The sequence below is a fragment of the Pseudomonas sp. gcc21 genome (genome assembly GCF_012844345.1).
GTDB lineage: Bacteria > Pseudomonadota > Gammaproteobacteria > Pseudomonadales > Pseudomonadaceae > Halopseudomonas.
Genome location: NZ_CP051625.1, coordinates 1,321,198 through 1,342,771, shown reverse-complemented (window position 1 = coordinate 1,342,771; position 21,574 = coordinate 1,321,198). Strand labels below are relative to the sequence as shown.

General features: G+C 57.5%; 20 protein-coding genes. 9 read left to right on the top strand and 11 right to left on the bottom strand.

The window, feature by feature from the left end; all coding sequences use genetic code 11:
* The 6 genes from HG264_RS06360 to gloB form a co-directional block, all read right to left on the bottom strand.
* Complete coding sequence (locus HG264_RS06360) at window positions 1-1,035, bottom strand: ABC transporter permease (RefSeq protein WP_169406875.1); 1,035 nt, start codon at window positions 1,033-1,035, stop codon at window positions 1-3.
* 2 nt (window positions 1,036-1,037) lie between these two features.
* Window positions 1,038-2,111: a microcin C ABC transporter permease YejB gene (locus tag HG264_RS06355; RefSeq protein WP_169406874.1), complete on the bottom strand. Its 1,074-nt coding sequence runs from the start codon at window positions 2,109-2,111 to the stop codon at window positions 1,038-1,040.
* Complete coding sequence (locus HG264_RS06350) at window positions 2,112-4,061, bottom strand: extracellular solute-binding protein (protein ID WP_169406873.1); 1,950 nt, start codon at window positions 4,059-4,061, stop codon at window positions 2,112-2,114.
* A 14-nt stretch (window positions 4,062-4,075) separates the two neighbouring features.
* Entirely contained in the window at window positions 4,076-5,914 is a 1,839-nt protein-coding gene (locus HG264_RS06345) for an extracellular solute-binding protein (RefSeq protein ID WP_169406872.1), read from the bottom strand.
* A gap of 148 nt (window positions 5,915-6,062) precedes the next feature.
* Window positions 6,063-7,607, bottom strand: coding sequence for a LysM peptidoglycan-binding domain-containing protein (locus HG264_RS06340; protein WP_169406871.1), 1,545 nt, complete (start codon window positions 7,605-7,607; stop codon window positions 6,063-6,065).
* Between the two features lie 145 nt (window positions 7,608-7,752).
* Window positions 7,753-8,532 (bottom strand): hydroxyacylglutathione hydrolase, encoded by a 780-nt coding sequence (gene gloB, locus HG264_RS06335; protein ID WP_169406870.1) that lies wholly within the window; start codon window positions 8,530-8,532, stop codon window positions 7,753-7,755.
* 74 nt (window positions 8,533-8,606) lie between these two features.
* Between gloB and HG264_RS06330 the strand changes: the two genes are divergently transcribed.
* From HG264_RS06330 to HG264_RS06300, 7 genes are all read left to right on the top strand, one after another.
* The gene (locus HG264_RS06330; protein ID WP_169406869.1) at window positions 8,607-9,380 is read left to right on the top strand and encodes a class I SAM-dependent methyltransferase; all 774 of its coding nucleotides are present in this window, start codon (window positions 8,607-8,609) and stop codon (window positions 9,378-9,380) included.
* On the top strand, window positions 9,377-9,838 hold the full coding sequence (rnhA, locus tag HG264_RS06325; protein ID WP_169406867.1) for a ribonuclease HI: 462 nt from the start codon (window positions 9,377-9,379) through the stop codon (window positions 9,836-9,838). Before HG264_RS06330 ends, rnhA begins: the two co-directional genes overlap by 4 nt.
* Window positions 9,831-10,553 (top strand): DNA polymerase III subunit epsilon, encoded by a 723-nt coding sequence (gene dnaQ, locus HG264_RS06320; protein WP_169406866.1) that lies wholly within the window; start codon window positions 9,831-9,833, stop codon window positions 10,551-10,553. Before rnhA ends, dnaQ begins: the two co-directional genes overlap by 8 nt.
* Before the next feature lie 224 nt (window positions 10,554-10,777).
* Complete coding sequence (locus tag HG264_RS06315; RefSeq protein ID WP_169406864.1) at window positions 10,778-11,590, top strand: crotonase/enoyl-CoA hydratase family protein; 813 nt, start codon at window positions 10,778-10,780, stop codon at window positions 11,588-11,590.
* Between the two features lie 44 nt (window positions 11,591-11,634).
* A complete protein-coding gene (locus HG264_RS06310) occupies window positions 11,635-13,296 on the top strand; it encodes a ferrous iron transporter B (protein WP_169406862.1) in 1,662 nt (553 codons plus the stop codon).
* Between the two features lie 7 nt (window positions 13,297-13,303).
* On the top strand, window positions 13,304-14,143 hold the full coding sequence (gene nudC, locus HG264_RS06305) for an NAD(+) diphosphatase (protein ID WP_169406860.1): 840 nt from the start codon (window positions 13,304-13,306) through the stop codon (window positions 14,141-14,143).
* A 27-nt stretch (window positions 14,144-14,170) separates the two neighbouring features.
* Window positions 14,171-14,821: a hypothetical protein gene (locus HG264_RS06300; protein ID WP_169406858.1), complete on the top strand. Its 651-nt coding sequence runs from the start codon at window positions 14,171-14,173 to the stop codon at window positions 14,819-14,821.
* Window positions 14,822-14,852: 31 nt separating this feature from the next.
* On the opposite strand, the gene HG264_RS06295 is transcribed toward HG264_RS06300, so the two are convergent.
* The 3 genes from HG264_RS06295 to HG264_RS06285 form a co-directional block, all read right to left on the bottom strand.
* Window positions 14,853-15,620 (bottom strand): SDR family oxidoreductase, encoded by a 768-nt coding sequence (locus HG264_RS06295; protein WP_169406856.1) that lies wholly within the window; start codon window positions 15,618-15,620, stop codon window positions 14,853-14,855.
* Between the two features lie 266 nt (window positions 15,621-15,886).
* Window positions 15,887-16,201: an SCP2 sterol-binding domain-containing protein gene (locus tag HG264_RS06290; protein WP_169406854.1), complete on the bottom strand. Its 315-nt coding sequence runs from the start codon at window positions 16,199-16,201 to the stop codon at window positions 15,887-15,889.
* Between the two features lie 50 nt (window positions 16,202-16,251).
* Window positions 16,252-16,956 carry a histidine phosphatase family protein gene (locus HG264_RS06285; RefSeq protein ID WP_169406852.1) on the bottom strand — a complete coding sequence of 235 codons (705 nt, stop codon included), beginning with the start codon at window positions 16,954-16,956 and terminating at the stop codon, window positions 16,252-16,254.
* Between the two features lie 165 nt (window positions 16,957-17,121).
* Between HG264_RS06285 and sohB the strand changes: the two genes are divergently transcribed.
* Both sohB and HG264_RS06275 read left to right on the top strand, forming a co-directional pair.
* Window positions 17,122-18,141 (top strand): protease SohB, encoded by a 1,020-nt coding sequence (gene sohB / locus HG264_RS06280; protein ID WP_169406850.1) that lies wholly within the window; start codon window positions 17,122-17,124, stop codon window positions 18,139-18,141.
* Between the two features lie 8 nt (window positions 18,142-18,149).
* A complete protein-coding gene (locus HG264_RS06275; protein ID WP_169406848.1) occupies window positions 18,150-19,136 on the top strand; it encodes a YhdH/YhfP family quinone oxidoreductase in 987 nt (328 codons plus the stop codon).
* A 55-nt stretch (window positions 19,137-19,191) separates the two neighbouring features.
* On the opposite strand, the gene HG264_RS06270 is transcribed toward HG264_RS06275, so the two are convergent.
* Window positions 19,192-19,689, bottom strand: a complete 498-nt coding sequence (locus HG264_RS06270) for a DUF934 domain-containing protein (RefSeq protein ID WP_169406847.1) — start codon at window positions 19,687-19,689, stop codon at window positions 19,192-19,194.
* Window positions 19,673-21,331 (bottom strand): nitrite/sulfite reductase, encoded by a 1,659-nt coding sequence (locus HG264_RS06265; RefSeq protein ID WP_169406845.1) that lies wholly within the window; start codon window positions 21,329-21,331, stop codon window positions 19,673-19,675. Before HG264_RS06265 ends, HG264_RS06270 begins: the two co-directional genes overlap by 17 nt.
* Between the last annotated feature and the right edge of the window lie 243 nt (window positions 21,332-21,574).

Genomic DNA, 21,574 nt, shown 5'->3' with positions numbered 1-21,574 from the left:
TTATTTCCTTGGGTCGAAGGCATCGCGAAGCGCCTCGCCGATGAATACCAGCAATGAAAGCATGACCGACAGCACCACGAAGGCGGTAATGCCCAACCAGGGTGCCTGAAGATTGGCTTTGCCCTGCGCAATAAGCTCGCCTAACGAGGGCGATCCAGCCGGTAAGCCAAAACCCAGAAAATCGAGGGAGGTCAGAGTGATTACCCCGCCGGTCAGAATGAACGGGAAGAAAGTCAGGGTGGCTACCATGGCGTTGGGCAGAATGTGCCGGAACATGATGATCCGGTTGCTGGCTCCCAATGCGCGCGCAGCCCGGACGTATTCGAGATTCCGACCACGGAGAAATTCGGCTCGCACCACGTCGACCAGGGACATCCAGGAAAACAGCAGCATGATGCCCAGCAACCACCAGAAGCTTGGTTGAACGAAGCTGGCCAGGATAATCAGCAGATAGAGGACCGGGAGTCCTGACCAGACCTCGATAAACCGCTGGCCAAACAGATCGATACGGCCCCCATAGAACCCCTGGATGGCACCGGCGATCACCCCGATAATCGAGCTGACAATGGTCAGGGTGAGGGCAAACAATACCGAAATCCGGAAGCCGTAGACCACCCGCGCAAAAACATCTCGCGCCTGGTCATCGGTACCTAACCAGTTGTCAGCAGAGGGTGGAGCAGGGGCCGGTACGTCCAGCTCATAATTGATTGTCGAGTAGTAGTAAGGGTTAGGCGGCCAGAGCATCCAGCCGTTACCCTTTTCCTCGATCAGTTCGCGTACATAACTGCTGCGGTAATCCGCTTCGATGGGAAATTCCCCACCAAACTCCGTCTCTGCATAGCGCTTGAAGATCGGAAAATACAGCTCGTCCTGATAGCTCACCAGCAGGGGTTTGTCATTCGACAACAGCTCTGCGCCGAGGCTGAGGACAAAGAGCACCAGGAAAATGTGCAGGGACCACCAGCCACGCCGATTGGCCTTGAACCGTGCGAAACGGCGACGATTGAGGGGTGAGAGAGTGAAGCGACCGCCCATGCTCAGCCCTCCCTGCTTTCAAAGTCGATGCGTGGATCAACCAGGGTATAGGCAATATCGCCGATCAGTTTTACCACCAGGCCGAGCAGGGTGAAGATATAAAGGGTACCGAACATAACCGGATAGTCGCGGTTGATGGCTGCCTCGAAACCAAGCAGTCCCAGACCGTCGAGGGAGAAGATGACCTCTATGAGCAGGGCGCCGGTGAAAAACACGCTGATCAGCGCCGATGGAAAGCCGGCGATAATGAGCAGCATCGCATTGCGGAACACGTGACCATAGAGCACGCGGCGTTCGGACAGACCCTTGGCCCGCGCAGTGGTCACGTACTGTTTGCCGATCTCGTCGAGAAAGCAATTCTTGGTGAGCATGGTCAGCGTAGCGAAACTGCCAATGACCATCGCGGTGATCGGCAACACCAGGTGCCACAGGTAATCCTTGACCTTGCCCCAGGTGTCCAGCTCTTCGAAGTTGTTCGAGGTCAGACCGCGTAACGGGAACCAGTCAAAGTAACTGCCGCCCGCAAACAGCACTATCAACAGAATAGCCAGCAGGAATCCGGGAATGGCGTAGCCGACAATGATCAGTGAGCTGGTCCAGACGTCAAATGCCGAGCCGTGGGTGATTGCCTTGCGGATACCCAGCGGAATGGAAATCAGGTAAGTCAGTACGGTCGTCCACAGGCCCAGGGAAATGGAGACCGGCATCTTCTCGATAATCAGATCAATCACGCTGGCGTCACGGAAAAAACTGTCGCCGAAGTCAAAGGTCATATAGCCCTTGATCATCAGCCAGAATCGCTCATGCGGTGGCTTGTCGAAACCGTACATCCGCTCGATCTCGGCGATGATGTCCGGGTCCAGACCCTGCGCGCCGCGGTAATTGCTGCCGCTCGCCACCTCGCCCTGGGCGCTTCCCGAGATACGGCTGGTAGCGCCTTCAAAACCCTCAAGCTTGGCTACCATCTGTTCTACAGGGCCGCCGGGTGCGGCCTGGATGATAAGGAAGTTGATTAACAGAATGCCGAACAGGGTTGGGATGATCAGCAGAAGCCGACGAATGATATACGCAAGCATCTACTCGGTATCCTCGCTCTGATCCGTACCGGTAGAGGAGGCTGGCGAATCGGCAGGGCGTGAGGATGTGACATCCTTCGCCTGCTCGGCTGAGTCTTCAGCGTCGCTGTCGGCGTCAGTCGGCTCTGGAAGCAGCATAGGCTCGCTGATAGCGCCCGGTTTGTCCTTGTCGACCCACCAGGTAAAGAGGCCGATGTCGTATTTGGGGGACTGTGCGGGGTGCGCGAACTTGTTCCAGTAAGCGACGCGGTACACGTCCGTGTGGAAGTTGGGGACCAGCAGGTGGGTGACCCGCAGAACCCGATCCAGCGCACGGGTATGGGTAACCAGCGCTTCGCGACTGTCAGCCTGGATCAAACCCTCAACCAGGCTGTCGATTGCGGGGTCTTTGAGGCCCATCAGGTTGCGGCTGCCAGGGTTGTCAGCGCTGGAGGAATGCCAGTACTCGCGTTGCTCATTGCCCGGCGAGTTGGACTGGCCAAAGCCCGTGACCACCATGTCGAAATCCCGTGAACGCAGGCGATTGATGTACTGCGAGGTATCAATCCGACGGAGCTCCATGTTGATGCCCAGCGACGCGAGGTTGCGTTTGAAGGGCAACAGAACGCGTTCAAAATCGGCTTGCACCAGCAGAAATTCAAAACTCAGTGGTTCGCCCTGTTCGTTGACCAGTTGATCGTTCTCGATCCGCCAGCCGGCATCCTGCAACAACGCATAGGCTTTGCGCATCTGCTCGCGGATATTGCCGCTGCCATCGGTCGTGGGAGGAACGTACGCAGAATCGAACGCTTCGGCAGGCAATTGATCTCGCAACGGCTCGAGCAGATTGAGCTCGGCCTCATCGGGCTTGCCCTCGGCGGCCAGCTCCGAGTTGGCGAAGAAACTGGCGCTACGGGTGTAGGCACCATGGAAAAGTCGCCCGTTGGCCCATTCGAAATCAAACAGCAGGCTAATCGCTTGTCGGACTCGGCGGTCCTCGAAATGCGGGCGGCGCAGGTTGAAGACAAACCCCTGCATGCCCTGAGTATTCTGGTTGGGGATTTCTTCCTTGATAATCCGACCGGCCTGAAGCGCAGGACTGTCGTAGCCTGTGGCCCAGTTGCGCGCACTGACTTCCTGATTGAAATCAAACTGTCCTGCTTTGAAGGCTTCCAGCGCCACACCGGTATCGCGATAGTAATCGACGACCACTCGGTCGAAGTTGTAGAAACCTCGCAGAGCGGGCAGGTTCGCACCCCAGTAATCCTCGACACGTTCGTAGCTGATCGAGCGGCCGGGGCGCACGTTTCCGACCCGATAGGGTCCGCTGCCCAGGGGTGGCTCCAGTCCGGTGCGATCGAATTCACGTTCAGCCCAGAAATGCGCGGGTAATACCGGTAACTGCCCCAACACCAGCGGTAATTCCCGGTTCTGGCCATTATGGAAGTGGAAGGTCACGCTGCGCTCGCTGTCTGCGATGACCTCTTTCACATCGCCATAATAAGCCCGATAGAAGGGTGCGCCTTTCTCGAGCAGAGTGTTGAAAGTGAACACGACGTCCTCAGCGGTAACAGGCTCGCCGTCGTGGAATCGCGCTTCTTCACGCAGATGGAAACGCACCCAAGTATTGTCTTCAGGCCGCTCGATGCGCTCGGCCAGCAAGCCGTACTCGGTGAAGGGTTCATCCAGTGAGTGAAAGGTCAGGGTGTCATAAATGAGACCGAGCTGGTCGGCCGCAGCGCCGCGGCTGATAAAACCATTCAGCGAGTCGAAGCTGCCAAAGCCCGAGAGCCGCAGGGTGCCGCCTTTGGGCGCTTCCGGGTTGACGTAATCAAAGTGGCTGAAACCTTCCGGATACTTGGGTGGCTCGCCATAAAGCGTGAGGGCGTGGCTTCCAGCATCCTGTGCCTGGCTGAATGTTGCCAAGGTCAGCAGGATAAGTCCGGTTGTTGTTTTCAGCGTGGCAAGCATTTTGATGACCTTGATTATTGTTCGACCGCTTTATCAATCCACCAGGTGCGGATTGCCAGCGAATAAGGCGGTGTTGATTCTGAGCGCAACCAGGAGCGGTGCGCTATGCGGTGGTAGTTTATATACCAGTTCGGGATTGTATAGTGTTCCCACAGCATCACACGATCGAGAGCCCTGGTCGCAGCAACCTGCTGTGCGCGAGTGCCGGCCGACAGCAGATGCTCAAGCATGTTGTCCACAACCGGGTTGGCAATGCCGGCATAGTTGCGGCTGCCACGTACGTTGCGTTGGCTCGAGTGGAAATAGCTATGTTGCTCCATGCCGGGTGATAGCCCCTGCGGCAGTGTCGCAAGAATCATGTCATAGTCGAATTGATCCAGCCGTGCCCGATACTGTGCGCTGTCGACGGTCCGGATATGCATGTCGATGCCCAGGCGCGACAGATTGTTGCGGTAGGGTTGAAGGATACGTTCCAGACTCGGGTTAACCAGCAGGATCTCGAAAACCAGCGGCTGGCCGTCGGCATTGCGTAGCCTTCCATTACGCAGTGACCAGCCGGCCTCCTCGAATAGTTTTACGGCGTCCCGCAGGGTTTCGCGAGGTATGCCGCGCCCATCGGTTACTGGCAGGCTGAAAGGTTCGCGGAACAGTGCGTCTGGAAGTTGATCGCGGTGCGGCTCGAGAAAGAGGAACTCCTGACCCGAGGGTAAATCCTTCGCCGAGAAGGGACTGTTGGGGTAGTAGCTTAACGAACGCTCATAAGCCCCATAAAACAGGACCCGATTGGACCACTCGAAATCAAAGAGCATGCCTAACGCCTGACGTACGCGGCGGTCATCGAATGGCATGCGCCGGGTATTGAAAAACATGGCCTGAGTAGGGCTGGGGATTTCGTGGGGTATGGCGCGCTTGAGAACGTCGCCCCGGTGCACGGCGGGAAACGCATAAGCATTGGCCCAGTTACTGGCCTTGTGGTCGAAATAAATGTCGAATTCGCCAGCCTTGAACGCTTCGAAGGCCACGTTATTGTCGCGGTAGAACTCCACTTCCATTCGGTCAACGTTGTACTTGCCGAGGTTGATTGGCAGCTCGCGTCCCCAGTAATTCTTGACTCGCTCGAACACCAATCGGCGACCGGGACGGATTTCGCTGATGCGGTAAGGACCGCTATTCAAGCCAGCCTGGTAGGTTGTTGCGCCGAAGTCACGACCCTTCCAGTAGTGCTCCGGCAATACCGGCAACTCTCCCAAACGAAGAATCAGCATAGGGTTATTGCTGTGATTGAAAATGAAGCGGATCCGGTGGGAGCCGAGAATGTCGATGCGTTCTACTGCTTCCAGCATGGTCCGGTAGTTCGGATGGCCCTGCGTTTTCAACAACTGGTAGGAGAAGGCAACGTCCGCTGCGGTGATAGGCGTCCCGTCATGGAAGCGAGCCTCCTCCCGCAAGTTGAAGACCACCCAGCTACGGTCGTCGGAAAACTCCAGGGTCTGCGCAATCAGCCCATAGGCAGAGTAGGGCTCGTCTGCAGAGGGGTCGTAGACGCCACTGCCCACCATGAGCGGCTCGTTCAGCTCGCTGATGCCATAATTTGCGAAGCTGCCGGTGCTGATCGGGCTGGTGCCCTTGAGCGTATAGGGATTGAGCGTATCGAAGGTCCCACTGCCCATTACGCGCAGCGTTCCGCCCTTGGGAGCGTGCGGGTTCACATAGTTGAGGTGCTCGAAGTCATCCGGGTAAGCGGGTTGACCGTATAGCGCGTAGCCGTGCTGTTTATAGACGGCAGCGTCGGCTGGGGTCCAGGGCAGGGAAGCGAGCAATATGGCGAGGATAAAAGCAGGGAGAAACGTCATGAGCGGCCGTTCAGTGAATGCAACAGCAACGCTACCATTGCTGTTGGGCCAACGGAAGAGCCGCCTGGCTTATGCCCACTGGCGCGGGGCAATGGCCGGGCAGTCAGCCACAGGCTGTGGCTCGCTCACAATCCTCGGAACTGCACCATCAAAGCAGATGCAAAGTGAGCTGCTGCCCGGGACGCAGTACCGAGCCCAGTTCGTTCCAGTCCCGTATATGATCGATCCGGACCTTGAATTCACGTGCAATGCTGTAGAGCGAATCGCCTGGCTTGACCGTGTAGACCACCTTCCGGCCGCCTGCCGATGCGTCGGTGTCAGCACTTGCCAGCTGTAACTGTTGGCCCACGCGCAATACTGGCGTGCTCAGGCCGTTATCGCGGGTAATCGCATTGACGCTGACGCCATGGCGTTTCGCAATGGCCCAGAGGTTATCGCCTGGCTTGACTTGATAGGTCAGCGGCTCAGCCATAGCCAGGGACCTGGCTGAGGCTGGTGCTGTCATGCCTTCGGCTGTGGTCGGCAGCATCAGGGTCTGGCCCACCCGGATGGTATTGCCGCTCACCATGTCGTTAGCTTGCTTGATCGCGTTGACACTCAACTGATAGCGGTCAGCGATCTGTGAAAGCGTATCGCCACGGCGTACGTTGTAGCGGTGAAAGCTAACGTATTCGCTGGCCGGCAGTTCCGCCAGCCCCGCGACGAACTGGTCTGCTGTCACGACGGGGACCAGTAACTGGAAAGGCCCCTCCGGTGCGGTAACGCGTTGTTTGAAGGCTGGATTCAAACTCAGCAGTTCTTCGGGTGTTATAGAGGCCAGTTCTGCAGCCTTATGCAGGTCCAGCTGCTGTTCAACGGTCACTTCCGTGAAGTAGGGCTCATCCTTGAGTTTCGGCAGCGACGCGCCGTAGGCAGTTGGGCTCTCGATCACCTGTGCCATCGCCAACAGCTTCGGAACGTAATTCATGGTTTCGCGCGGTAGCTGCAGGTTCCAGTAATCGGTTGGCAAACCGCGTTCCCGGTTACGTTTGATTGCACGGCCAACACAGCCCGGACCACAATTATAGGCAGCTAGCGCGAGGAGCCAGTCGCCATCGAAGGTCTCGTTCAGGCTGGTGAGATAGTCCAGCGCTGCCTGAGTGGAGGCGGTGACGTCACGGCGCCCGTCATACCACCAGTCCTGCCGCAGGGAAAAAATCTTTCCGGTAGAGGGGATGAACTGCCAGAGACCCGCAGCATGGGAGCTGGAATAGGCCATGGGGTTATAGGAGCTTTCAACGAAGGGCAGAAGCGCCAGCTCCTGGGGGAGGCCTCGCGCATCAATCTGTTCGACCACGTAGTGCAGATAGAGCTGGGAGCGGGCAGAAGTAGATTCGAAGTATCGCGGCTGGCTGGTGTACACCAATCTCTGCTGGTCGATCCGCGGGTTATCGATCACCGCGGGATCAAGCTTGAAGCCTTTGCGTATTCGGGACCACAGGGTCGGGGTTGTTTCAATCTCTGCCAGTGCCCTTCGCACGCGTCCCCGGTCAGGTTCGGTTCCGAGGATTCGCTCGGCCTGCGTGAGTGAGATGCGTGGAGCATCCTCCGGATGGGTCGGTCGGTTCTCTGGAGAGGTCTGGCAGCCGGCGAGAACCAGCAGCCCCAGCGCCAAAAATCCTTTTTTGAATGCGTTGGTTGTCGTCAACAGCATGAGCAGGTCCCTGAAAGTTTGCCCGATTCTAGGTAGTGCCCCTCGGAGGGTCAAGAAACCATACGGGCAAACGCCAACTGATATGCGTATTCAAACGGCGCAGCCCGCAGCAGCCGCTACCGCACGCCACATCGACATAACTGTGTCAAAAGTTATCCTTCCATTGGCGAATGGCGGCCAGCGTCTGTTCCCCAGGCTCCAGTCGGTTTCCGACATGCTGGCTGGCGGCCGCGATAACGGCCGGTTGATCGCAGCGCAGGAAGGGGTTGGTCAGTTTTTCCAGACCGATGGTGGAGGGCAGAGTGATACGACCGCCGGCACGCAGATCGTCCACGACTTCCAGGCGCACCTTTATATCCTTGTTCTCCGGTTCTACCGCCCGGGCGAACCGCAGATTGGCTTGAGTATATTCGTGGGCGCAGAACACCCGCGTTTCGTCAGGAAGCGCTGCGAGCCGTTGCAGTGAATGGTGCATCTGTTCCGGTGTGCCTTCGAACAGACGGCCGCACCCGCCGGCAAAGAGGGTGTCGCCACACAGCAACCAGGGATCCTTTGCATCGTTACAGAACAGGGCGATATGACCGCTGGTATGTCCCGGGACGGATATTACCTGCACAACCGAACCGAACAGTCTGAACTCGTCACCGTCTTTCAACCGGCGATCAATGCCGGAAATATCCTCTTCAGCAGGCCCATAAACCTTGCACTCGGTGGCGGCCTTGATGGCGGACAGGCCACCGGTATGGTCCCGATGATGATGCGTGATCAGTATGGTCTTGAGGCTGTATTCAGGGTGGCGGCCCAGCCAGCGCACAACCGGCACCGGGTCGCCGGGATCGACCACTGCGGCCTGGCTGGTATGCTCGTCGAGTAGCATCCATATATAGTTATCCTGAAACGCTGGCAAAGCGATGAACTGTGGCATGGTGACGGCGCCTTTTGGGATATTGTGTTTTATCTTATAGGAGGTTCGCCGTCAGAGGCCAACCCGGAGGCGACATGGCAATTCCCGGAATTTCCCGATCCATCAGTCAGGACGATTTGCTCAGGCTCCTGGCGGGTGCCCGTGCCTGGCTGGACTCGCCACCCGGACAGATGCTCATGGCAACCGAACGCGATGTCATGCAGCAGCAGATTCAGCGTTGTTTCGGTCAGCATCTGGTGCAGTACGGGCTGGCGCCCGACCTGCTGGATACCGATCGCAGCGTGCTGCGCAATCATTGGCAGCTGGATTTGCTTGCCGGACGCGAAGCCATCCCGGCGGAAGAGACCCAGTGGCCGTTTTCTCCGCAAAGCCTTGATGTCGTGCTGCTGCATCATGGTCTGGATTTCTGCCTGACGCCCAGAGTGCTCCTTCGAGAAGCAAGTCAGGCAGTACGTGCCGGCGGACATTTGCTGATCTTCGGCTTCAACCCATGGAGCGCCTGGGGCATCAGCCATTTTACCGGTCGGCAATGGTTCAGCGAAGCCGGTTTTGTGTCGCCGTCGCGGCTCGTGGACTGGCTGGAATTGCTCGGGTTTTCGGTGGAGAAACGCATTGATGGATGCTATCGTCCGCCGCTTATGTCCCAGCGCTGGCTCGAGCGATTGCAGGGTCTGGAGGAGTTTGGCGGCAAACACCACCTGCCTGGTGGTGGCTTTTATTTCCTCATGGCCCGCCGGCAAATGCTTGGTGTGACGCCGCGTCGCCAGCGCGGCCGGGTTTTTCCCGCGCTGACCTTGCCGCCGGTAGTGGCCGGGGCGAGGCGAGCGCAAAAACGGAACAAGAAATGACGCATACCATAGAGATTTTCACCGACGGTGCCTGTAAGGGGAATCCGGGACCGGGCGGTTGGGGCGTGCTGCTGCGCCTTGGACCCCATGAAAAAACGCTGTACGGCGGAGAGCTGCAAACGACCAATAACCGCATGGAGCTGACCGCTGCGATACGTGGCCTGGAAGCGCTCAAGCGGCCCGCGCAGGTCGTGCTGACAACCGATTCCGAGTACGTTATGAAAGGTATCCGCGAATGGATGCCGAACTGGAAGAAGCGTGGCTGGAAAACCGCCAGCAAACAGCCCGTCAAGAACGCCGACCTATGGCAGGAACTGGACAGCCTGGTCAATCAACACCAGGTCGAGTGGCGCTGGGTCAAGGGCCACAGCGGGCATCCGGAGAACGAGCTGGCCGATGAGTTGGCCAATCTGGGCGTAGAAAAGGTCCTTGCCGAACGGAGACTGCACAATGCGTGAGGTGGTACTGGACACGGAAACGACCGGTATCGAGGTCAGAGAAGGTCATCGAATCATTGAAATTGGTTGTGTCGAGCTAATGGACAGGCGTCTGACCGGACGCCATTTTCACGTCTATATCAATCCCCAGCGCGAGGTTGAAGAGGGTGCGTTCGCGGTGCACGGCATCAGCGACGAGTTTCTTGCTGACAAACCCCTCTTCGCCGATGTCGTCGACGATTTCATGCAATTCGTCAGTGGGGCCCGCCTGGTTATTCATAACGCAGCGTTCGATATCGGCTTCCTGGATGCAGAGCTCGGACTGTTGAATGCCGGGCATGGTTTGATGGCTGATCATTGCTCGGTAGTCGATACCCTTCTATTAGCGAGGAGTAAGCACCCGGGCCAGCGCAACAGCCTGGATGCACTCTGTAAGCGTTACGGTGTTGATAACTCGCAGCGTGACCTGCACGGCGCCTTGCTGGATGCCGAGATTCTCGCAGACGTCTATCTGATCATGACTGGCGGTCAGACCGCGCTGACGCTCGCTGGCCAGGGCTCTGACGAAGATACCGGCGCCGATGGTATCAGCGTCATTCGTCGTCTGGATCCTGAGCGGCCGCGTTTGAAAGTCATTCAGGCGAGCCCTGCCGAACTCGAAGCGCATGGGCAGCGGTTGGCAGCGATCGAAAAGGCGGCTGGCTTCTCGGCGTGGAATGCTTCGCCGGTTGAGTGAGCCGGATGTCGGCCGTTTTGAATAACTGAACTGGGATGAATATCACAAAAGCCCAGCTGTAATAACGCGGAAAATAGCACCGAAACGAGTATTGTCTCCAGCGTGTGACGATCTGTGTGTTTCGGAGCCGATCTGAGTATTCAACCCGTGCGACCGAATGGATTTTTGTCGGTTGTTTTTCTGTTACGAACTCACCCGTTTTGAACCCTGTAAGGAGAGCTAGCATGCCGAAATACCAGACGCTGCTTGTTGAACAGATCGACAAGATTGTGCATATACGCATTAATCGGCCAGAGAAAGCCAATGCGATGAGCAGACCTTTCTGGGATGAAATGGTGCAGGTGTTTGATTGGGTTGATCAGACTGACAATGTTCGCGTTGTGGTTATCTCTGGAGCCGGCAATCATTTCTCCGCCGGCATCGATCTTGCCATGCTGGCAGGGGCCAAGGACGAGCTGAGTACCGATATCGGACGCAACGCTGAAACGCTGCGCAGGCAGATCCTGCGATTGCAGAACACCTTCAACGCGGTGGATCGCTGTCGTAAGCCGGTGATTGCCGCCGTACATGGTTATTGCATAGGTGGTGCGATTGATCTTATCTCGGCCTGTGATATGCGCTACTCGACTGTCGATGCGCTGTTTTCAATAAAGGAAATCGACATGGGAATGGCGGCGGATGTTGGCACGCTGCAAAGATTGCCGCGCATCATAGGGGATGGCATGATGCGGGAACTAGCCTACACCGGGCGCATGATTGATGGTGTAGAGGCGGAGCGCATAGGCCTGGTTAACCGGCACTATGCGTCATCTGACGCGTTGTTCGAGAGCGTAATGGAACTGGCGGGGACTATAGCCGCCAAATCGCCGCTCGCAGTGCGTGGTACCAAGGAGATGATACGCTACAGCCGGGATCATAGTGTCGAGGATGGCCTCAATTATATCGCCAGCTGGAACGCGGCTATGCTGCAGTCTGAGGATCTCAAGGTAGCGGTGGCTGCTCACATGACCAGAAAGACTGCTGAATTTGCCGACTGAGCGCTATCAGTCAGATTGCAGGGACGATGGGGAGACGGAATGCGATGTTAACGGGTGCCACATCACTTGATCTTGTCAGGGATGAGCTCTTTGCCAGCATGGGCGAAGCAGAAGATCTGCTACAGCAATTTCTCGAGGACAGACACAATGGCAGCTTGTTGCAGCAGGCCATCGAAAGCTTGCAACAACTGCGCGGTACCTTTGAACTAATCGAACTGAATGGCGCCACTGTTCTGCTGACGGAAATGGTCGCCCTGGCCACCGATGTGCCAGAGCACGACGGCACCGAGCGTAACGCGCCGCTCTCTTCTCTGTGTGATAGCCTTTTCCTGCTGGAACGCTACCTGGAGCAGTGTCGCCAGCAGGGATTCGAGCGCCCGGAACTGTTGTTGCCGGCGATCAACGAGTTACGCAAACACCGCATCGACGCCGGCCCGCTTCCCGAAAGCTTCTTTTATCAACTGGATGTCGACCGCCTGAATCCGAACCTGCGTCCGGGCTCGGATGAGGGGATTGAGCCGCGGGCATTCAACCGGCTTCGGCAGATGTATCAGCTCGGCTTACTGGCGCTGATCCGCGATGATGGTATCGCTGCCGCAACGCCGTTGATGAAGCGGGCGCTGCAGCGCTGGGAAAGTTATCTGAGCAGTCCTGTCGCTACCCTTTGTTGGGTTGCGACGGCCGCGCTCGAAGCGATGGAGGAGACTCCGCTGCATCTGACCAATCCACGTAAGCGCCTGTTTGCCCAGGTGGACCGAGAGGTCAAGAAGCGCAGCGGCTTGCACCCGTCGGGTGATCTTCAGCCTCCACGCCAGTTATTGGGGGAGTTGCTGTATCTGGTGGCGCTCGCCGACGGCAGTAGCCCTCGTTCTACGGAGGTAAAGGCTGCCTTTGCACTGCCTGATCCGGGGTATACCGAGCGGGAGATTCTGCAGGCGTTCGATCGTTTGCGTGGGCCCGGCGTGGATGTGATGCGCTCGGTGGCCGAGGCGCTCCGCGAGGAAATCGCCGCCATAAAGGATCTGCTCGACTTGCTCGCTCGCAATGCCGGCGATCCGGAACAATCCCTTGAGACGCTGAAAGCGTCGCTCCAACGTCTCTGGAAAACCTTCAGAATGCTCGAGATAGAGGCAGTCTCTTCATATCTTGAGAGCGCATCAGGGAAGCTGAGTACGTGGCGCATGGGCGATAACGCGCTGTTGGAAGAGGTGGCCGATGCCGTACTGCAGGCCGAAACGGCGGTTGATCGTCTGGATGGTGAGGGTGAGGCGGACGCAGCGACCGGATCTGAAGAGGCTGACGAGCCGCTAGCGCTGAAGGAAGCACGCATCGTTCTCATAGAAGAGTCGCAGGCCGGGCTGGCACTGGCCAAGCGCGCGGTGACCGCCTATATGGAATCAGGTAACGACATCATGCATCTGATGAATGTGCCGGATTCGCTTGAAACCGTCCGTGGCGGGCTTATCTTTCTCGGGATGAGTCGCGCTGCCAACGTGATTCGCCTGGCGGCATGTTTCATCAAGGAAAACATGCTTGACCGGAAGCTGTTACCGCATCCGCAACAGCTCGAAGTTCTGGCTGATGCGCTGACTGGCATTGAGTTTTATCTTGAGTCGGCCGAACGGTGTTCGGTGACTACTGCGGATGTGCTGGCGCTGGCTGAAGACAGTCTGGCCGAGTTGGGCTTCAATATTACCGAGGTGTAGTCGTTGTATGCATAGACCAGGCAGTCGTTTTGTGCCGGCGAACAGTGCCGGGGAGTCGTGCGCTGATGGTCTGGTAATCGTATACCACCAGCAAAGCTTCGCCATGCTCGACGGGCGGCTGCTGCTTGATCCGGATATGGCGCGCTATCTGGGTGATCCTGATCTTGATCTGTTGCTCGGTTTTTTTGATGGCAAGCCGTGCCGGCTGCTGCGTCTGGAACAACCAGTCGAACTGCCCGGCCTTAGTTGGCATGGTCTGCGAGGGCTGATCGGCCAGGTCGATGATGATACGTTCCGCATGCTGGGGCTGGCACAACAGTTGGACGCCTGGCATGACACGCATCGTTTCTGCGGTCGCTGTGGACAGCCGATGCAGGCGCGGGTTGAGGAGCGGGCCATGCAGTGCACGGCCTGCGGGCTTCGGCAGTATCCGAAGCTCGCTCCGTGCATCATTGTCCTGATTACCCGCGGTGATGAGGTGCTGCTGGCCCGATCTCCGCATTTTCGCGCTGGTTTTTTCAGCACCCTGGCCGGATTTATCGAGCCGGGAGAGTCTGCGGAAGAGTGCTTGCACCGAGAGGTGATGGAAGAGGTCAACCTGGAGGTTGATCAGCTGGAATACCTGGGCAGCCAGAACTGGCCGTTCCCCAACTCGCTGATGCTGGGCTTTCATGCCTGTTATGCGGGCGGCGAGATCGTACCCCAGCCAGGTGAAATTGAAGAGGCGCGCTGGTGGCATATCGACCAGCTGCCGGCTATACCGCCACGGGGCACCATTTCTCGCTGGCTTATTGATTGTTATCTGGCTCGTCGACAAGGACAACCGTTACCGTCAGTACCTGCATAAGCGGTACGCGGGCGCGCAAGGAGTAGCATGCAATATCTGGGATTGGCCGCTTTGCTGGGAAGCGTTGGCCTCGCATTGTTGTTCGTCATGGCGCGGATGGGTTGGCGTCTGGACTGGTTGCTTGGATGGTTCAAGGGATGTTTTCTGATTATGCTGCTCTCGCTGTCGGCGCTGCTGGGGCTGGCGGCCTGGGAGTTGCAGCAGTTCCGTCCCATTACGCAGCAAGGCCCGGTAGCAGTACTGGAGCTCACTGAAGCGGCCCCCCAGCGTTATGCTGCCACCCTGGCGGCAAATGGCACCAAGCGTCATGTTCAGCTTGAAGGTGATACCTGGGAGCTGCAGATTCAGGTGCTGCGCTGGACAGGGCTGGCCAAGGCGCTGGGGCTATCCGATGGCTACCGTCTGGCTCGAATAAATGGCCGCTATGTCACGCTTGAGAAGCAGCGAGGTCGCAATGCAGCGCTCTCGGGGCGGCTATATGGCACGCCACAATGGCGCGATCTGTGGCACTGGCTGGATGGGCTGGACAATCCGCAGTTTATTGAAGCTGATGCCTTCGTCGTGCGGTATATGCCCATGGCGGATAAAGCGCGGTTCGCTATTGATCTGGATGCCGCCGGAGCGAAGCCGGCGGCGCTTAATCCGGTCGCACTCCATGCGTTGAAGCCCGCCGGTTAACGGAGCCGGGTTCGCACCCGGCCAGCCTTGATCAGGACAGCATGCCGCCGTCTACGTTGATCGCGGTGCCGGTGGTATAGCTTGATGCGTCGCTCACCAGGTACAGCACAGTACCGGCCATTTCACTCGGATCGGCCGCGCGGCGCAGCGGGATACGTTGCAGCGCGCCTTTCAGTATCGAATCGTTCGAGGTAAGCGCCGAAGCGAACTTGGTGTCGGTCAGTCCCGGCAGGAGCGCGTTGCAGCGTATCCCGAACTGAGCGCATTCCTTGGCGAAAACCTTGGTCATATTGATGACGGCCGCCTTGGTGATCGAGTAGATCCCCTGCATGTCGCCGGGCACCACGCCATTGACCGAAGCCACGTTCAGAATCGCGCCGCCACCCTGGGCGCGCATCAGTTTGCCCGCTTCGACCGACATGAAGAAATAACCCCGGATATTTACATCGACGGTTTTCTGAAAAGCGCCGAGATCGGTATCCAGTACGTTGCCGAAATAGGGGTTGGTTGCTGCATTGTTTACCAGGATATCCAGCTTGCCGAACTGATTGCGGATGGTTTCGATCGTCTCGCTGATTTGGTCCATTTCACCAATATGGCATGCGATGGCGCTAGCCTTGCCGCCTGCCGCTACAATGGCATCGGCAACTGCCTGGCAACCTTCGATTTTACGGCTGGATACGATAACGTGTGCGCCTTGCTGGGCGAGGAGTTTGGCGATCGCTTCGCCGATGCCTCGGCTGGCTCCGGTGACCAACGCAATTTTGCCGTCAAGATCGAATAGCTGAGTCTTTTGCATGAGAGTGTCCTTGTGATGAGAGCGGGTGCCTGGCCTGGAGCGCCCCGGCGACAAGGTAATCTAAAGGAGCGCGGGGCGCGCAACAACCTCAAACACCTGTTTGAATGGGTTTATCAGCTGGAGTGTTGACGCGCGATCGTCCCGATCAATTAAAGGCTAGCCAGTTGCTTAGGGCGTGGCATAAAGGGCGCGGCTGGGCGGTAGAACGAAATCAGGTGTGATAAAAAAACCGGAGCGCCAGGCTCCGGTTTTTTTAGTGATCAGCTTCAGGCAGGGAACAGCTCGCTCAGCTTCAGTGCAAGCATCATGTCGCCTTCGGCGCGCAGCTTGCCAGCCATGAAAGCCTGCATGCCATCGGTTTCGCCGCTGATAACGCCGGACAGGGTTTCGCTGTCCATGATCAGGGTCACGTCAGGGGCAGTGGCATCGCCTTTTTCGGCGCTATAGGTGCCGTCCTTGACAGTGACAAAGAAGTTGTCGTCGTCCTCTATGTTGAACTGGAATACCAGATCCAGGCCCTTCGCGGCGGCGGGGTTGAACTTGGAATCCATGCTGCTGATGATGTCTGAAACAGTAGCCATTAGCCTGTCCTTTCTTGGTTGAAGCGACGGTCCCATGATCGTCGCGAGGGTTATCTGAAGGTGACCCACTCCGAGCGCTTGTGTACATCAAGATGGGCCTGGTTGTTGAACGAAGCCAGACTGATCTGATCCTTGCGGTACTGGAACCGGCTGACAGAGGTATTCACAATCTGCCAGTTAAGCTCGAAGGCGCTGGTCGCGGGCATGCCGGTGATCAGTTGCAGGGTGGCGGTAATAGTGCCGCCCGAAGTGAATATCGCGATGTTCTGGCCACGTCCGGCAGCGGCGAGAACCCGTTGCAGGCCACCTTGAACGCGCTCGACAAAATCCGACCAGGGTTCGCAATCGTCGGGGCGGTTGGTGTCGGTAATCCAGTGATTAATCACCTGGCTGAAGATACGCTGAAACTCCTTGCGGTGCTGGCCTGCGTTCTGAACGTAATGCAGGGCATTGGGCTGGGTTTCCAGCACGCGGGGCAAGTATGTCGCCATGACCCGGTCTGACTGGTATTCGTTGAAAGCCGGCTCGATATCAATCTGTCGGGTCTGAGTACCAGGCATTTCTTCAAGGGCATGCTTGCCGGTGTCAATCTGGCGGACCATTTCACCGGCGACACACCGATCAAAGGTCACCCCAAGATCGTCCAGGTAGCGCCCCAATAGCTGCGACTGTTTTATGCCTACCGGTGACAGCACGTCATAGTTTTCAGCGCCGAGGGACGCCTGGCCATGCCTGATCAGATAAATATCGCCCACGTGTAAAAGCCTTTTGTTTGGATGAATCCGAGGTTATGGATAGCTGCGAACGCTGTCAACCAGAATCATACGATCGTTTGAATTCCGCTGCGGACCGTTACGTGCCGAGGACTTGATACATCCTGTATGCTTGGTTGCAACTATCGACGTGCTGGAGTGATGTTTGTGGAATGGCTAGCTGAATACGCCCTGTTTCTGGCGAAAGCCTTCACCATTGTGGTGGCAATTTTCCTGGTATTGATGATGCTGGCTGCATTGAAAGGCAGATCACGTCGTGGCGAAGGCGTGCTCACTGTCAACAGACTCAATGAGCAGCTGGCCCGTTCCACTGAACGGCTTGGCAGTGCGGTGCTCGACAAGGCAGCGTTCAAGTCGATGCAGAAAGCGCGCAAACTCGCCGAGAAAGGCCGGGCCAAAGGAGATTCTGCTCGCGACAAGGTTTTCGTGTTGAATTTCGACGGGGATATCAAGGCGTCTGCGCTTGAAAACCTTCGGCACGAGGTGACGGCGGTGCTTGAGTTGGCTACGCCGAAAGATGAGGTAGTGGTCAAGATCGAAAGCGGCGGGGGGATGGTGCATGCATACGGCCTGGCAGCTTCGCAGTTGGTTCGAGTTCGCGACGCAGGCGTGCCGTTGACCATATGCGTGGACAAGGTAGCGGCAAGCGGTGGATACATGATGGCCTGTATCGGTGACCGCGTACTGGCCGCGCCCTTTGCAATGTTGGGCTCGATTGGTGTTGTTGCACAGATTCCGAATTTCAACAAGCTGCTGCGCAAGCACGACGTAGACTACGAGATGCTCACTGCTGGCGAATACAAGCGGACGCTAACCCTTTTCGGTGAGAACACCGAAAAGGGTAGGGAAAAATTTCAGGAAGATCTGGAAAGCATTCACCGGTTATTCAAAGACTTTGTCAGTCGGTATCGACCGATACTCGATATAGAGGCGGTGGCTACCGGTGAGGTCTGGTTCGGGCTCGAAGCTCTCGAAAACGCCCTCGCTGACGAGCTGAAAACCAGCGACGAATATATCAGCCAGCGCATCCGGGTAGCGGACGTGTTCGAGGTGCACTATGCGGTGCGCAAGCGCATGCAAGACAAGCTGGCGTCAGGGCTCGCGGCTTCGTTGGATCGATTGGTGTTGACCTGGGCGTCGCGCTTTCATAATCAGCGTTTCTGGTAGGAGGCAATATGTCGGAATTCAAGGCTTTGGTAGTGAGCGAGGAGGGCGGTAACTATGTCTCCCGCGTGCAATCGCGCCATATTGATGATCTGCCGCAAGGCGAGGTCCTCATTCGCGTCAGGTATTCCTCCTTGAATTACAAGGATGCGCTGTCGGCGTCTGGCAACAAGGGCGTGACTCGTCAATATCCGCATACGCCGGGCATTGATGCAGCAGGGGTTGTCGAGGCGAGCTCGGTCAGCGAGCTGGCAGTCGGAGACGAGGTCATCGTTACCGGTTATGACCTCGGTATGAGTACTGCAGGCGGTTTTGGTCAATATATTCGCGTGCCTGCCGCCTGGGTCCTCAAGCGCCCCACGGCCTTGGGTCTGCGCGAAAGCATGTTGCTCGGCACCGCCGGGCTCACTGCCGCGCTATGCATCGACAAGCTGGAGCAAGCCGGGTTGCAACCTGGTCAGGGTCCGGTGCTGGTCACTGGCGCCACCGGGGGTGTGGGCAGTATTGCAGTGGCGATGCTGGCGAATCTCGGATACGAGGTGGCTGCCCTAACCGGCAAGGCGCTGCAAAGTGAGTTTCTTAAAGGTCTTGGCGCTTCACAAATCATTGACCGCACTGCGCTGGAGGCTGGAAGCGAGAAGCCAATGCTCAAGGAGCAGTGGGCTGGCGCGGTGGATACCGTAGGCGGTGAGATTTTGTTTAATGCGGTCAAGTCCCTGCGCTACGGAGCCAGCGTAGCCTGTTGCGGGTTGACGGCGGGTACTGCCTTCAGCGGTAGTGTGCTGCCCTTTATTCTGCGCAACGTAAATCTGCTGGGAATTGATTCGGTGGAACAGCCGCTGGTAGTAAAGGCTTCGATGTGGGATCGGTTGTCGCTGCAGTGGAAAGTGGATCTCGAGGTGCTGGCGCAGGAGGTATCGCTGGATCAGCTGCCCGAGCAGATCGAACGCATTCTGGCAGGGCGGATGGTAGGGAGAGTACTGGTTAATCTGGACTGATCAGGCAACCTGCTGGCCGATCCCGTGGCAAGGAGCCGGGATCGGCAGTTCATAGTTAGCCGCGACGACGGAACAGGGGCAGGGGTTCGTCCGTTGCAGCCTGATAGGTAACCGAGAAATCCTTGAGGCTTTCCAGTGCCTCGTACGGATCGCGATCCGCGCGCACGGCAAACGCATCGAAGCCGCAGCGTTTCATGTAGAACAGCTGATCGCGCAACACATCGCCGATAGCGCGCACTTCTCCCTGATACTTGTAGCGTTCACGCAACAGGCGCGCGCTGGAATAGTGCCGGCCATCGCTGAATACCGGGAAGTTCAACGCTATGACCTGAAAATGTTGTAGGTCATCCGCGATGAGCTCGACCTCTTCGTCAGCCTCCAACCATACGCCCAATCCACCGTCGCGGGCCAGAAGAGCATGAGAGTGCTCCTGCCAGAGTGGCAGAGGCACAAGCAGGTCGTCAGAATTGGACACCTCGGCCAGGGTTACTTCCCGCGGGAGCAGGTGCCAGGTCTCATCAATGACCTGGTCGCCTTTAATGATTCGCTGCATAGACTCTCTCCTTGAAAGGGGCCATGCCGATACGCTCGAAAGTGTCGATGAAGCGTTCTTCAGGGGTGCGGTTCTCGACATAAACGTTAATCACATTCTGGACCACGGCGGGCATCTGCTCGGCGGCAAAGGACGGCCCGAGAATCTGGCCGATGGAAGCATCGCGACCACTGCGGCCGCCCAGTGAGACCTGGTAGAACTCCTGGCCTTTCTTGTCTACCCCGAGAATGCCGATATGGCCAACGTGGTGATGGCCGCAGGCGTTCATGCAGCCAGAAATGTTCAGCTCCAGCTCACCGATATCATGCAGGTAATCCAGGTCGTCAAAGGTGCGCTGGATGGCTTCGGCGATCGGGATGGATTTGGCGTTCGCCAGCGAGCAGAAGTCGCCGCCCGGGCAGCAGATGATATCCGTCAGCAAACCGATGTTGGGCGTTGCAAAGCCCAGCTCGCGGCATTTCTGCCAGAGTTCAGGCAGATCGCGCTGCTGCACATAGGGCAGCACCAGATTCTGATAGTGCGTAGAACGAATCTCGCCAAGGCTGTACCGGTCTGCCAGATCGGCAGCTGCGTCCAGTTGCTCGGCGGTGATATCCCCAGGCGAAACAGCAGTCGGCTTGAGTGACAGCGTAACGGCAGCATAACCGGGCGCTCTATGCGGATGCACGTTGCGCATTGCCCAGTTATCGAACGCCTTGTCTGTACGGCGCTTCTCCAGATATGACGCGTCATCGCCATCGAAGGCCTGATATTCGGGCTGCTGGAAGTACTGGCTGACGCGATCGACTTCCTGCTGAGTCAGAGTTGCTCCCGAGTCCTTCATGCTGGCCCATTCGGCTTCGACCTTCTCTGCGAAGACTTCAGGGGTCAGTGCCTTGACCAGAATCTTGATGCGCGCCTTGAACTTGTTGTCGCGGCGGCCATAGCGGTTGTACACCCGCAGAATGGATTCCAGATAGGTCAGCAGATGCTGCCAGGGCAGGAAGGGACGAATAACCGCGCCAACCATGGGTGTACGGCCGAGACCACCGCCGGCCAGCACTTCGAAGCCGAGCTCGCCGGCTTCGTTGCGTATGGCATTGAGTCCGATGTCGTGCACGCCAACCGCAGCACGGTCCTCGCGGGCACCGTTGATGGCGATCTTGAATTTGCGCGGAAGGAAGGCGAATTCCGGGTGGAATGTCGACCATTCCCGCACAATCTCACACCAGGGCCGGGGATCAATGACTTCGTCTGCGGCAACACCGGCGAACTGATCCGTGGTGGTGTTGCGGATACAGTTGCCACTGGTCTGGATAGAGTGCATCTGAACCGTCGCAAGCTCAGCGAGGATGTCTGGCACATCTTCAAGCTGAGGCCAGTTCAGCTGGATATTCTGGCGGGTGGTGATGTGCGCGTAGCCTTTGTCGTATCGACGGGTTACGTGAGCGAGCTTGCGCAACCGTGCCGAGGACAGCACGCCGTAGGGAACGGCGAGACGCAGCATCGGAGCGTAACGCTGGATATACAGTCCGTTTTGCAGGCGCAGGGGCAGCATTTCCGCTTCGCTCAGCTCGCCCTCAAGGTAACGGCGGATTTGATCGCGGAACTGCTTGACGCGGTCCTCTACGATCCGTTGATCATATTCGTCGTAAATGTACATGTCGCAACCTGTTCGTGGGGCATCTGCACGCCCCTGATCTAAGGATGGCTTCGCCCCTGCAGGGCTCTGAAGCGGGCAGACGATAGCAGTTTTCCGTTATGCACAAAAGGAATGTTTATCTATATGGTTAGACCGAAACCGTATTCTTGCGGCGGGATCTTGTACTTGTGTGCGTGATGGGCTTAACTGCGTAGGGTAAGTAAGGTACATGTTCTGCGCAACAATAATAAGACATTACGGGGA